Source organism: Psychrobacter sp. M4 (assembly GCF_055699795.1).
Map to the genome: position 1 here is coordinate 1,604,111 of NZ_CM146740.1, position 13,416 is coordinate 1,617,526.

Here is a 13,416-nt window from a genome sequence, read left to right on the forward strand (position 1 = left end):
ATCTAATACAGCCTAATTAACCAACCAAACGGTCTTGGTTTGTGCATACTGTGCCAAGGCCTCTAAGCCATTGTCACGCCCGCCGAACCCTGATTGTTTATAACCGCCAAATGGGGTAGTGATATCACCTTCTGAAAATCCGTTAATTGAGACCGTACCGGCTTTGATTGCTGAAGCCACGCGATAAGCGCGTTTAATGTTTTGGGTATAAAAAGAGGCCGCTAAGCCATAGCTGGTTTGATTGGCTAATTGAATAGCTTCCTCTTCAGTCTCAAAAGTTGTCACCGCTAGCAAAGGGCCGAAGACCTCTTCTTTGAACAAAGTCATATCGCTGCTAACATCGTCAAAAATCGTCGGTTCGATATACCAGCCACTGCCTAAGTCTTTATGAATATCGCCACCTGCAATGATCGTCGCGCCTTCCTCTTTTGCCGTGGTAAGATAGTGCGAAACTTTATCGAAATGTGCTTGTTCAATCATAGGGCCAATGGCCGTATCAGGATCGTAGGGCGAACCGACCTTCCAGTCTTTTAGACCGTCTTGTAGCTGTTTTAGGAGTGCCTGTTTTTGGCTACTATGCACGAGTAATCGTGAGCCGCAGCTACAGTTCTCACTCATATTCCAAAACGCCGCTGACAAGATATCGTTAATTGCTGAGTCATTGAGTACCGCGTCATCAAAGATAATTTGCGGGCTTTTGCCGCCGCACTCTAAGACGATCTCTTTTAGATTGCTTTGCGCAGAGTACTGTAAAAACAGACGACCGACCTCGGTTGAACCAGTGAATGACACCATATCGACATCCATATGCTGGCCGAGTGCAGCACCGACATTTTCGCCAAGGCCGCAAACCATTTGTAGCGCTGCTTTGGGTACGCCTGCTTCATAGGCAAGCTCGGTCAAACGGTAGGCTGATAAAGAGGTCAGCTCCGCAGGTTTAACGATGACAGAGTTGCCCATAATAAGCGCAGGGGCGACTTTCCAGGCGTACATTTGCGCGGGGAAGTTCCATGGTAGTACCGCGCCCACGACTCCGATCGGCTCTTGCACGATCAGCCCTAAAGCATTGCTGCCTGTCGGTGCAACTTTACCAAAGACTTTGTCAGCGGCTTCAGCGTACCACTCAAAGGTTTCGATCGTCGCTGGCATGTCAGTCTCTAAGCACTCAGTAATGGGTTTGCCAGCATCCACGCAGTCAAGCGCCGCTAGCTCCTCAAAATGCTCATGCATCAAGGCGCACCAGCGCTGCATAATGGCTTTGCGCTCAGCTGGCGCGAGACGTCGCCATTCACCGTGCTCAAAGCTATCACGCGCCACTTTTACTGCCACGTCTACATCGCTTGCATTACCAGAAGCTATTTGACCAATAACGCTGTTATCGATAGGCGTATAGTTATCTATAGTCGCTTCTGATAAATTATCATCGGCGATTAAGTGACCTGCCCACAGCTGTCGCTGCTTGGCCTGCTCGAATACTTGTTCTTTGGTGATCGGTTTTTTAGTGGCTCGCTCTTTAGTCGTAGTCATTTTTCTAATCCTTGTAGAGGTGTCAATCCTTATCGTAAAAGCTGATACGTTTATCAGTTTTTATGAAGACAGTAGGGCTAAAAACTCTGTTTTTTCATCTGCTGGCATATCTGTCAAGGGCACCCGTACTGAACCGACATCCATAGTGCCTTTCAAGCAGCCTGCTTTGGCCTTTTGGTTATAATTGCCTGACTCCATAGAATGAATAGCTGGATAAATCTTGCTCATGATTTGCTTGGCTTTATCCCAGTCGCCTTGCTGGGTGGCATCAAATAGCGCGACTTGCTCTTCTGGGAACACGTTTGCCGCGCCAGCAATCCAGCTTTTTGCGCCCCAAAAGAAGAAATCAACGGGCTGATCATCACAGCCGCAAACCACCTCAAAGTTGTCAAAATTAGCTTGTAGCATACGTAGGGCATGGCTAAAGTCGCCGCTACTTTCTTTGACGCCAACGATATTCGGGTGCTTGGCTAAATGAGCAACGGTATCAAACTCAATAGCCACGCCAACGCGAGCGGGGAAGTTGTACATGATGATCGGTAGCTCACTTACATCAGCGACTTTTTCAAAATGAGCAATGACGCCATCTTGTTCCGGTAAGCTATAGGGGGTGGCTGAGAGCATAAGACCGTCATAACCTAAATCTTTGGCTTGTTTGGCAAGCTCGATGGAATGATCGGTCGATAAGCTATTGATACCAGCGATGAGAGTAATTTTCTTTGCAGTGTCTTTACCTTTGGCAGCTTTAGCAATAGTGGTTAATACCAGCTCGCGCTCTTCGGCTGAAAAGGTATAGTATTCGCCCGTGGTGCCGCAAGCGACGATGCCTGACACGCCCTTATCTATAAAGGCTTCAACTAGCGTAGTTAACTTATCGGTATCAACGTTGTCGTTATCATCAAAAGGAGTAACGATGGGGACTAAGATTCCATTTATATTCATGAGACGATCCTTATGGGTTGGTTTGTGAATCAGTAAAGACATCGACTTTTATAGAAGATGCGAGGTTAAAATGTTTATTTACTAAAGCGTGCTAATCGATAAGGGGCTGGATCGATAGCATGCTCTTCATCAAAATAGTATTTGGCAATCATTTGCGCACTAACGACTGCCTGCGTTAATCCTAAATGCTGATGACCGAAGTTTAAAAACACGCGCTCAACTCTATCGATGACGGGTAGAGAGTCTGCGGTTGAGGGACGAAATCCCATCCATGACACGCTATCAGTTGAATCTAATGGCGCTTTAAGCATGGGCTGGGCGTGCTGCAAAAGTATTTGCGCGCGCTGCATATTGGCAGGCGCGTCAAGTCCGGCATATTCCACCGTCCCTGCCAACCGTAGCCCTTCTTGCATCGGCGTCATGACAAAGCGCCGATCCATACTCGATACCGGAATCTGCAAACGTGTACTTTCATGCGGCAGCATTAAGTGATAACCGCGCTCAGTATCTAGCGGCACATTGATGCCAGTTAGCTGTTTGGCTAGTAGCTTAGAGTGCGCGCCTGCCGATAGCATTACTTTGGCAGCGGTTATATCCCCTTGATTGGTATTTAGTTGAATACCATCGGCACCGGTGACAGCTTGAAGGACGCGGCACTGTTCAATAACGTGTCCGCCCAATTCTCTAAAGGTGTGGTTAAGCTGATTGATCACCGCTTTTAAATTGGTAATATGTCCAGTATTTGGAAAAAATAGCGCGCCTAATTGATTGTCTTGTAAGGCCGGTTCGCGCGCTAACAGCTCTTCTTTTGTGAGCTGCTCATTAACCACGCCAATATCGTTAAGACGCTGACCATGCGCTGCTAATACCTTAAGATTGACAAGCTTTTCAGTCGTTAATAATGAGCCTTTGACCTCAATCCAAGCGCCTAGCTGCCACTGCGCCGCAAAATCTTGCCATGCCTGTAGACTGTGCTGATTGAGATTCAATAGCGCTTGATGAATACGGGCAAATGGTTCAGGACGCATATTGAGCAAAAGCTGCACGGCCCATGGCAGCAGACGCGGCAGGTAACGCCAATCTAAGCGTAGTGGCCCTGTGGGATTAAGGAGCATCGCCGGAACATGACGCAGCATGCTAGCATCAGCAATGGGAAAGACCTGTTCGGTGGCGATATGGCCCGCGTTACCTATTGACGCCCCTTGTCCGACTTTATTGGCATCTAGCAGCGCCACTTTGATACCGCGAGATTGCAGAATCACCGCAGTCGTAAGGCCAATAATGCCACCGCCAATAATATGTATATCGTATAAATCAGAGTTTGGCATATCCATAAGTATTCTCTATACGTCCGCGACCACTTGATAAAGTTGGCTTATAAATCAGCTTAAGTTTGCAAATATAAACTCATACCTTTAAGAAGGTATGCCCCATTTAAAAGGGTCGTTTTCTTGCACAATGAGCGTAGTTTCGGCGCAAACATAAGCGCGCCCACAGATCGTTGGAATGATGGTTTGCTCAGGATAATCTATACCAGCGCTACCAGTATTAGTTGCCCATTGATAACTACCCGTAAAGACACTACCGACTACGCTTTGCTGCTGCCATAATTGCTCAGATGCTAACAGATTGTCAGCAGCTAGGCAGGCAAGTTTGGCGCTAGTGCCGGTGCCGCAAGGGGAGCGATCATAAGCGGCGCCCGGACATAAGACAAAGTTTTTGCTATTGGACTTTTCATCATCGCTAGCAGCGAACAGCTCAATGTGGTCAATCTCGCCGTCATTTTCGCCGGTAATATTGGCAGCTGCTAAGGCTTGTTTAATTTGCATGGTAACTTGCGTCAATTTTTTAACATTGCTTGCTTGAATATCCTGCCCATGCTCACTTACCAAAAAGAACCAATTGCCGCCCCAAGCGATATCGCCATGGATAAGGCCTAATTCTGGCACTTTCACGGCGACTTGTTTTTGATAACGATAAGAGGGCACGTTTTGTACACTACAGCTGCCATCGGTATGCAAGGTGGCTTTGACTAACCCTACTGGCGTCTCCAGCCAATGCGTGCCTGCCGATATCTTTTTTTGATAAGCTAAAGAGATAATAACGCCGATGGTGCCGTGACCACACATGCCTAGATAACCGGCATTATTAAAAAAAATAACACCTGCGGCAGCTTTAGGGTCAGTAGCAGGGAGGAGGAGCGCACCGACCAGAACCTCGTTGCCGCGCGGCTCTAAGATAATACTTTGGCGCAGATGATCGTAGTTTTGTTTAAAGTCTTGCAATTTGTCTTGAACACTATCACCGACAAGGTTAGGAAAACCGTCATAAACCATCCGCGTAGGCTCGCCGCCGGTATGCGAATCAATGATTTTGAAATTAAATAATGCAGAAGTCATGACGGGCGTCCTTGTTTATTTGCGAGCATCCGTGAAAAATTTACATTCTATTGTGGTTTACAAAACCTAAGTTATTGAACCAACACAAATGGTTAATTAAGTCTAATAGCGACTAACTGGTTAGCCCTTATCAATATCTATTTATAGAGTGGACTTTTTTGCAGGCTTCGTCTTGCTGTTTTCCTAATCAAAATATGCGCATTTCTGCATAGTAAGGCAAGTTATACTAAAGTAATGTTTGCTAAAATGATGGAACAGTATTTTAGTAACATACCGTTTAATGTTCTGTTTAAACAGTCTCAAGGCTAAGAAAGACTATTTAGCAGAATGAGCAGAGGAAATATCATAGATAAAGTGGTGTAAAAAACTAATAAATTAAAGGATGAATAAGGAGAGCCATATGCCTACTTTAGATATTGAAAATCCTCAATTCTCAGAATCGCTACAACAACATATAGCTGATTATCATCCAGAAAATGGCGCTGCGTTTATCGGTAACGTCTCTTTATTACTGCCACTGCTTGACACTTTGACCAATGTGGTATTTTTTGTAAAGGACGAGCAAGCACGTTACCAGCTGGCAAACAAAACGCTGATCAAACGTTGTAAGCTTGATAAACATGAAGACATTGTAGGATTTACTACAGAGGAGGTGTTTTCTCATCGGCAAAGTAAAGATTATATTTTGCAAGATATGAAGGTATTAAAAGAAGGGAAATCAATCATTGATAACTTAGAGCTGCACAGTTATGCTTCGGGTCAGCTAGGGTGGTGCATTACCAATAAGTTGCCCATCTGCGACCATAGTCAGCAGGTAGTAGCTATGGTAGGGATATCGGTCGATATTGATGAAGATAACGAGCGTATTTTACGTAAACATGCGCGCCTAGCTAAAGTCGCGCAGTTTGTACGCGCCCGTCTTGATCAAAGAATCAATATAGTACAGTTGGCTGACTTGGCTAATTTGAGTGTATCGCAGCTGGATCGCACTTTTAAAGAAGTGCTCAATATGTCGCCCTCCCAGTTTGTACAGAAGCTTAGATTTGAGCAAGCTATTAAACTGCTAGCACAGCCTGAGTTGTCCATAACTCAAATATCGCTAAACTGCGGCTATAGTGATCATAGTGCTTTTAGCCGTCAGTTCAAACAGTTTACGGGCATGGCGCCCACCCAGTTTCGTCAACATCATCTAGCATCATAAAGTGAGTTTAATAGTTGAGTATGTTGGATCTAACTACTGTGGATCCAACAATTCAATCCAGTGCTTCACCGGTATGCTTGATCGGCTACCTAAATGCAGCTGGCACCCTATATTGGCAGTCACGATCTGTTCTGGATCACCAATTGTCAAATCTGCAAGCTTATTGGTTAATAGCTGCTGACTAAGTTTTGGTTGCAGTAACGAATAAGTTCCGGCCGAGCCGCAGCATAGATGCTTATCTTTAGTAGGGGTCAGCTTAACACCAGCCTGTAGTAAAATCTGTTCAACTAGGCCGCCAAGCTGCTGGGCGTGTTGCAAGGAGCAAGGACAATGTACCGCTGTTTTGCGCGCTTTATTTTGCAGCTGTAGTTGGCTTAAATCCTCTTTAATCAACACCTCGCCCAAATCACGAGCAAGCTCGCTAACCCGCTTGGCTTTGGCAGCGTAGCGTGGATCATGGCGTAGTTTTTCGCCGTAATCCTTGACCATCGAGCCGCAGCCTGAGGCGCTGATAACAATGGCTTCTATACCGTCTTCAATATAAGGCCACCAAGCATCGATATTGCGGCGCATAAACATCAGCCCTTCTTCATGAGCGGGCATATGGTAGCTAACCGCGCCGCAGCACCCTGCATCGGACGCGGTAAATAAGCTAATACCTAATTTATCGAGTACGCGCGCGGCCGCAATGTTAGTATTTGGAGTCGCTGATGGCTGCGCGCACCCAGCTAATACTAGCATGCGGCGTACATGCTTTTGAGTAGGCATAGAAAGTCTGGTTTGTCTCGCTGGTACCGTAGCTTTCAGGCCGCTTGGCAACACAGGCCGTACTGATTGCCCTAGGCGTAATAAAAACCCAAAGCGGCGCGAGTAGGGCAGTACCTTACGAATCAGCCAGCGCAGTAGCTTTTGCTGAAGCGGTCGCTCGAGTTGTTCCTCCATAATGCCGCGACCTATTTCAGCCAAGCGGCCATATTTCACACCGGAGGGGCAGGTAGTCTCACAGCTGCGGCAAGTCAAGCAGCGGTCTAGGTGCGTTTGCGTTTTTTCGCTAACTTCACCGCTCTCAAGTAGCTGTTTGACTAAATAAATACGTCCGCGCGGGCCATCTCTTTCATCACCCAGTTCTTGATAAGTAGGGCAGGTAGCATTACAAAATCCGCAGTGTACGCAGCTACGCAAAATAGCATCGGCTTCTTTGATTTCTATATGATCTATATATTTTACATTGATTTGAGTACGCATAATGTTCTCTGCACTGTTTAGCCAGTCCTATATCACATCCAGCTATAAAGACGACCGGGATTAAAAATATTCATTGGATCAAAAGCTTGTTTGAGGCGCTGATGCAGCTCGCGCAGCACTTTGGGCTGGGTATAAAACACCTCTTGCGTTCGGTCACCACCGCGATAGCAGCTTACTTGACCGCCCATGCTCTTGGCTAGGGCCTCTAATGTCTCAACGTCAAAATCGCCGCGTAGCCAGCGTAGGCTACCGCCCCAATCCAGCAGCCAATTCTCATCTGGCCATAGATGCTCAGCGCGGCTGTTGACTGAAAATCGCCATAACGGTACTTGAGTAGCAAAGTAGTCTAACTGTTGCTCGCGTAGCTGCGTCCATAGGCTATCACCGTCTTCTAGCACCTCGCCTTGCCACTGTTTAACGGTGCTATCAACGGCACTACGCGCGCCTGCCAAACGCAGATAAAGCTGATCATTAAACCAACAAGCTGCTGTCAGTGGATTTGGTAATCCGGCTAAGCGGTTCATCTCTTTTATAGCCTGCGTTGCATCCATATTATATTTTAAAGTAACCGTAGCAGCAGGTTTGGGCATGACTTTGAGACTGATTTCACTGATGACCCCTAAAGTCCCCATAGCTCCAGCCTGCATTCTTGAAACATCATAGCCTGCGACGTTTTTCATCACTTGTCCGCCAAAGCGCAGGTGTTCACCTCGACCATTAATCAGGCGAATACCGAGGACATGATCCCGGATTGAGCCATTCCAAGGACGCCCTGGACCCGATAAGTGGCAAGCTAGCGTACCGCCTAAGGTCGCCTGTCCATTGAATAATGGTGGCTCAAATGCCAGTCTTTGGTTGTGCTCGCCCAAAGCGGTGTTAATCTCAGTCAATGATGTGCCCGCTCTTGCGGTCAGTACCAGCTCAATTGGCTCATAACTGACAATACCGCTGTGCTCAGCCAGATTAAGCGGATTGCCTGTAGGCGTACGGCCCATAAAGTCTTTGCTACCACCGCCAACGATTTGTAATTTGCGACCATCAATACCTGCCTGTTTAACCTGCTCGATCAACTCGGCACTAATATCTTTCATGCTGGTGCTCCCCGCGTTGGCGGCTGACCTACTGAATCGTCCATTACCTTATTCAGCGCCCGATATTCCTGACAGTTTTTTAATACTGGGATGCCTTTACCCGGATTAAGTGTACCAGCAGGATCAAAAGCTGATTTGATCGCATGAAATTGACCTAATTCTTGATCATTAAATTGCACTGTCATTTGCCGGATTTTCTCTATACCAACGCCGTGCTCGCCTGTGATACAGCCGCCTACTTTGACACAAAGCTCCAAAATACTAGCGCCAAATTCTTCAGTTTTCTCCAGCTGACCTGGTATATTGGCATCAAATAAAATTAGCGGATGCAAATTACCGTCCCCAGCATGAAAGACGTTAGCCACACGCAAGTCATAGTACTCGGATAGTTTTTGCATCTCAGTCAAGACATAAGCTAACTGACTGCGAGGAATAGTGCCGTCCATGCAATAATAATCGGGCGAGAATCGGCCTACCGCTGGGAAAGCGGACTTACGACCTTTCCATAGTAAAGTGCGCTCCGCCTCGCTTTGTGAGACGCGAGTTGCAGTGGCACCTAATTGGATAAAAAGCTGTTCAACTTCGAGGATCTGCTCTTGCACCTCAACAATTGTGCCATCTAATTCACATAATAATAGGGCTTTAGCATCGGTAGGGTAACCAGCATGGGCAAAGGCTTCGGCCGCTATAATAGCGTAGCTATCCATCATCTCAAGACCTGCTGGAATAATGCCTTTAGCAATAATAGCGCCTACTGCATCTCCTGCTGTCTGTACGTTATCAAAAGCGGCCATAACGACTTGCGCTTTTTCAGGTCGAGGCAATAATTTAACAGTGACCTCGGTTACTATGCCAAGCAAACCCTCGGACCCAGTGATCAACGCCAGTAGATCGAAACCGCTGCTGTCAAGTCCCTCGCTACCAATGCTAATCAGCTCGCCTTCAACCGTGACCATCTCGACTTTTAATAGGTTATGAGTGGTCAGTCCGTACTTGAGGCAGTGGACACCGCCGGAGTTTTCAGCGACGTTGCCGCCTATGGTGCAAGCAATTTGCGAGGAGGGGTCGGGGCCATAATATAAGCCATATGCAGCGGCCGCCTCACTGATGGCTAAGTTACGCACGCCGGGCTGCAAACGCGCTGTACGTGCTAGAGGATCTATGTCAAGAATATGCTTAAAACGCGATAGTACTAGTAGTACGCCATCAGGATGGGGCATGGCTCCGGCACAAAGACCAGTTCCCGCTCCGCGAGCGACCACCGGAATCTGATAACGATGACAGATACGCATCACTTCTTGTATTTGTGCGACTGTGTTTGGTAAGACCACGAGCAATGGCATGTCGCAATAGACAGACAAACCATCACATTCAAAAGGCTTTTGGGTTTCCTCGTCGCTGATGACGTATTCAGGCTCAATAAAGGCGCGAAACATACTCACCAGCGCCGCTTTATCCAGTTTTTTGTTCTCAGTCATACCGCTCTCCTTGGCTGAATGAATGATTTAATATCTCATTGTTACTTAATATGGCACCTAATTAATACCCGACCACTGCTGCATCGACAATACGCGGATCCGATGAACCATAGACGCCATTTGGGGTCAGCATAATGGACTGCGTCGAACCCATGGTGGCTTGCGGACTTACCGTATGTCCCATGTCTTCGAGTTTTTTAACGGTATCGACATTAAGCGCTTTTTCGATGCGAATCTCATCGGGTAGCCACTGATCATGAATTCGCGGCGCATGTGTGGCCTCGGCGATATTCATATCATGATCGATGACGTTGGAGATAATTTGGGTGACTGTGGTAATAATACGGCTACCGCCCGGGCTGCCGGTAACGATATAGGGCTTACTGTCTTTAAACACTAAAGTGGGGCTCATAGAGGATAGTGGACGTTTATTGGCCTCAACCGCGTTCGCTTCACCGCCAAGTAATCCATAGGCATTGGGTGTGCCGGGCTTGGCAGAGAAGTCGTCCATCTCATTATTAAGCAGTATGCCTGTTCCCTCAGCGACAAGACCGGTACCATAAGAGAAGTTTAGCGTATAAGTATTAGCTATGGCATTACCGTCTTTGTCGACAATAGAGAAATGCGTGGTTTGATCACTCTCGTAAGGTAGCGGATTATTGGCTTTAATAGTTGCTGCTGGTGTGGCTTTATTAGGATCAATAGAGGTACGCAGCTGATCGGCGTAAGCTTGTGAGGTTAAACCACTGGTCGGCACATCAATGAAGTCCGAATCCCCTAAATATTCAGCGCGATCAGCATAAGCCAGCTGCATCGCCTCACTCATTAAATGAATGGTCTGCGCGCTATTATGACCATAGTCTTTTAGTGGATAGCCCTCTAAGATGTTTAAAATCTGCACGATATGAATACCGCCAGAGGAGGGCGGTGGCATAGAGACGATCTCGTAGCCACGGTAATCGCCTTTGACCGGCTCACGAGCAATCGCTTCATAATTTGCCAAATCCTGTAGGCTCATCGTGCTACCAGCATCATTGATGGCTTGAACCAGTTTACTAGCGGTTTCGCCTTTATAAAACCCATCAGCGCCCTCAGCGGCTATTAGTTTAAGAGAACGAGCGAGTTCTGGCTGACGTAATAGCTCACCGGGCTGATAAGCACTGCCATCAGGTTTGAAGAATATTTTTTGTGTGCTGGGCCACTTTTGCAGGCGGTCGCTTAAAGCCTCAAGCGACTCAGACAAGCCAGCAGTCACTTCGATACCATTCTCAGCCAAGGCAATCGCTGGCGCCATAACTTGCTCGCGGCTCATGGTGCCATGATCCTCCAAAGCTTTGAGCAGTCCGGCTACTGTCCCCGGTACGCCGACGGCTAGGCCATGATAACGCGATAAATCACTGACCGCGTTGCCTTTTTCATCAAGATACATATCACGCGAGGCGCTACTTGGCGCTTTTTCACGGTAATCAAGGGCGATCGTTTTACCTTGCTCGGCATCATAAATCATCATAAAACCGCCGCCGCCGATATTACCTGCGCGCGGCAACGTCACCGCCAAGGCAAAACCAACCGCTACGCCGGCATCAACCGCATTACCGCCATCCTCTAGTATCTGCAAGCCGATATCGGAGGCCAGCGCTTCTTGAGTCGCGACCATACCGTTCTTCGCCCAGACCGGATGATGGATAGCATCTTCTGAATAGATGGCTTGATCGGTGGTAGCGGTACTGGTACTCGTCGCTATCACGCTACTAGCAGAAGCTGGGGTAATACGCCGAGTTTCAGATATTACCGTAGGACTCTCGGTCATGATTGCCAGATTAATGGCGCTGGTATTGATTGAAGTATTGTTTATAGTCGTGTTATCAGGCGTTAAAGCATGAGCCGATACGGATAACAACAATGAGCTACTAACAATAGTTATCACAGTTTTTAGCAAGCTTTTACGTTTTACAGATTTGAGTTTTTGCTGGTTAGATTGTTGCTTAAATGATACGGATTGGCGCGTACGAGAGAATGGATATGACATCACGAAGTCCTTTCTATGAATAAAATGATAATCAGGCTGATAGAAATAACACCATAGGTAAATCATAGCGAATATTGCAATTCGTGCATAGCTAGTGACAAACTATCGTAACATTGTAAGTGCAAGTATATGTGATTAAGGTAATATTTGACGTAAGAACAGCGAGGGCGTAAATTGTAACTAGAGTCTTATTTTAGTGCTGTAAAAGTTACAGCGCTTATTTATCAAATACAGGAGTATTAGTGATGACAGATACCAATAATTCCCAAATAAATGACACGCAAGATGGCGACTTACTAGACATTACCGCAGCAGTAACACCCAAAGAGGGCGCTGATTTTGAGCTGCAATCGTTAAAAATACGTCAACCTCAAGGGGATGAGGTACTGGTAAAAGTAGTGGCGACAGGGATGTGCCATACTGACTTGATCGTACGTGATCAGCTCTACCCTGTGCCCTTGCCGCTAGTGCTCGGACATGAAGGCGCTGGTATCGTACAAGCGATCGGCGACAATGTAAAAACGCTAGAAGTAGGCGATCATGTGGTATTAAGTTATGGTCACTGTGGACATTGCAAACAGTGCTATAGCGGTCAGCCTGCTTACTGTGCTGAATTCTTTGAACGTAACTTTGGCGGTAGTGACACTCACGGCAATAATGCCATTTGTACGTCCGATGATCAAAGCATACACGATCACTTCTTTGCCCAGTCCTCGTTCGCTACCCTAGCTTTGAGCCAAGAGAATAACGCGATCAAAGTAACTAAGGACGCACCAATAGAGCTATTAGGACCACTTGGCTGCGGGGTCCAAACAGGGGCTGGCGCGGTTATCAATGTTCTAAAGGTCACGCCTGCCAGTACCTTTGTTATCTGGGGTGCAGGGGCAGTGGGCTTAAGTGGTGTCATGGCTGCCAAAATCTGCGGCGCGGCCACCATTATTGCCGTCGATATCGTCGACTCGCGATTGCAGCTTGCCAAAGAGCTTGGCGCAACCCATACCATTAATAGTAAGGAGCAAGACGCTGTTGAAGCGGTTAAAGAGATCACCGGTGGTGGTGCTGACTTCGCTTTAGAGTCTACGGGTGTGCCTGATATTCTAACTCAGGGGGTAGAGGCATTAGGTATTTTAGGGAAAATGGCGGTAGTAGGCGCGCCCGCTTTAGAAACACCAGCCAACTTTGATGTTAATGACTTACTTATCAGTGGTAAAAGCATTGTTGGGGTAGTTGAGGGCAACAGTCGTCCGAAAATATTTATCCCTGAACTGGTCGATCTTTACTTAAAAGGTCAGTTTCCGTTTGATAAATTGGTAAAGTATTATAAGTTTGACGATATCAATCAAGCGGTAAAAGATAGCGAAAACGGTACGACACTAAAACCCATTATAAAAATATCAGATTAATAAGATTAGATTAAGTACCTAATTTAGAAATTTATAATTGTTATTTAATTTAAAAGTACTAAGTTACATAACAAAACGGTTTATAGTTTTTGACTATAAAC

Annotated in this window: 10 protein-coding genes; 2 read left to right on the forward strand and 8 right to left on the reverse strand. The window is 46.7% G+C overall.

Annotation, left to right across the window (positions count from 1 at the left end; all coding sequences use genetic code 11):
* Positions 1 to 12 precede the first annotated feature (12 nt).
* The 4 genes from ACR63N_RS06680 to ACR63N_RS06695 all read right to left on the reverse strand — a co-directional run bounded on the left by ACR63N_RS06680 (position 13) and on the right by ACR63N_RS06695 (position 4,868).
* The gene (locus ACR63N_RS06680) at positions 13 to 1,527 is read right to left on the reverse strand and encodes an aldehyde dehydrogenase (RefSeq protein ID WP_472782629.1); all 1,515 of its coding nucleotides are present in this window, start codon (positions 1,525 to 1,527) and stop codon (positions 13 to 15) included.
* Positions 1,528 to 1,587: 60 nt separating this feature from the next.
* Positions 1,588 to 2,469 carry a 4-hydroxy-tetrahydrodipicolinate synthase gene (dapA, locus tag ACR63N_RS06685; RefSeq protein WP_472782630.1) on the reverse strand — a complete coding sequence of 294 codons (882 nt, stop codon included), beginning with the start codon at positions 2,467 to 2,469 and terminating at the stop codon, positions 1,588 to 1,590.
* 74 nt (positions 2,470 to 2,543) lie between these two features.
* Complete coding sequence (locus ACR63N_RS06690) at positions 2,544 to 3,803, reverse strand: NAD(P)/FAD-dependent oxidoreductase (RefSeq protein WP_472782631.1); 1,260 nt, start codon at positions 3,801 to 3,803, stop codon at positions 2,544 to 2,546.
* Between the two features lie 81 nt (positions 3,804 to 3,884).
* On the reverse strand, positions 3,885 to 4,868 hold the full coding sequence (locus ACR63N_RS06695) for a proline racemase family protein (RefSeq protein ID WP_472782632.1): 984 nt from the start codon (positions 4,866 to 4,868) through the stop codon (positions 3,885 to 3,887).
* A 400-nt stretch (positions 4,869 to 5,268) separates the two neighbouring features.
* Here ACR63N_RS06695 and ACR63N_RS06700 point away from each other — a divergent pair, with 400 nt between their 5' ends.
* A complete protein-coding gene (locus ACR63N_RS06700) occupies positions 5,269 to 6,069 on the forward strand; it encodes an AraC family transcriptional regulator (RefSeq protein ID WP_472782633.1) in 801 nt (266 codons plus the stop codon).
* 33 nt (positions 6,070 to 6,102) lie between these two features.
* Here ACR63N_RS06700 and glcF read toward each other — a convergent pair whose 3' ends face one another.
* The 4 genes from glcF to ggt form a co-directional block, all read right to left on the reverse strand.
* On the reverse strand, positions 6,103 to 7,314 hold the full coding sequence (glcF, locus tag ACR63N_RS06705; protein WP_367103234.1) for a glycolate oxidase subunit GlcF: 1,212 nt from the start codon (positions 7,312 to 7,314) through the stop codon (positions 6,103 to 6,105).
* Positions 7,315 to 7,346: 32 nt separating this feature from the next.
* Positions 7,347 to 8,405, reverse strand: coding sequence for a glycolate oxidase subunit GlcE (glcE, locus tag ACR63N_RS06710; protein ID WP_472782634.1), 1,059 nt, complete (start codon positions 8,403 to 8,405; stop codon positions 7,347 to 7,349).
* Positions 8,402 to 9,883, reverse strand: a complete 1,482-nt coding sequence (locus ACR63N_RS06715) for an FAD-linked oxidase C-terminal domain-containing protein (RefSeq protein WP_472782635.1) — start codon at positions 9,881 to 9,883, stop codon at positions 8,402 to 8,404. The genes glcE and ACR63N_RS06715 overlap by 4 nt, the downstream gene beginning before the upstream one ends.
* Before the next feature lie 61 nt (positions 9,884 to 9,944).
* Entirely contained in the window at positions 9,945 to 11,912 is a 1,968-nt protein-coding gene (gene ggt, locus ACR63N_RS06720; protein ID WP_472782636.1) for a gamma-glutamyltransferase, read from the reverse strand.
* Between the two features lie 245 nt (positions 11,913 to 12,157).
* Between ggt and ACR63N_RS06725 the strand changes: the two genes are divergently transcribed.
* On the forward strand, positions 12,158 to 13,315 hold the full coding sequence (locus ACR63N_RS06725; protein WP_472782637.1) for an NAD(P)-dependent alcohol dehydrogenase: 1,158 nt from the start codon (positions 12,158 to 12,160) through the stop codon (positions 13,313 to 13,315).
* Positions 13,316 to 13,416: the final 101 nt, after the last annotated feature.

Bases quoted from the DNA above. Each gene is read 5' to 3' on its own strand.
- glcF (WP_367103234.1), bottom strand. From the start codon at position 7,314: ATGCGTACTCAAATCAATGTAAAATATATAGATCATATAGAAATCAAA.
- ACR63N_RS06700 (WP_472782633.1), top strand. From the start codon at position 5,269: ATGCCTACTTTAGATATTGAAAATCCTCAATTCTCAGAATCGCTACAA.
- ACR63N_RS06725 (WP_472782637.1), top strand. From the start codon at position 12,158: ATGACAGATACCAATAATTCCCAAATAAATGACACGCAAGATGGCGAC.
- ACR63N_RS06695 (WP_472782632.1), bottom strand. From the start codon at position 4,868: ATGACTTCTGCATTATTTAATTTCAAAATCATTGATTCGCATACCGGC.
- ggt (WP_472782636.1), bottom strand. From the start codon at position 11,912: ATGTCATATCCATTCTCTCGTACGCGCCAATCCGTATCATTTAAGCAA.
- ACR63N_RS06715 (WP_472782635.1), bottom strand. From the start codon at position 9,883: ATGACTGAGAACAAAAAACTGGATAAAGCGGCGCTGGTGAGTATGTTT.
- ACR63N_RS06690 (WP_472782631.1), bottom strand. From the start codon at position 3,803: ATGGATATGCCAAACTCTGATTTATACGATATACATATTATTGGCGGT.
- ACR63N_RS06680 (WP_472782629.1), bottom strand. From the start codon at position 1,527: ATGACTACGACTAAAGAGCGAGCCACTAAAAAACCGATCACCAAAGAA.
- glcE (WP_472782634.1), bottom strand. From the start codon at position 8,405: ATGAAAGATATTAGTGCCGAGTTGATCGAGCAGGTTAAACAGGCAGGT.
- dapA (WP_472782630.1), bottom strand. From the start codon at position 2,469: ATGAATATAAATGGAATCTTAGTCCCCATCGTTACTCCTTTTGATGAT.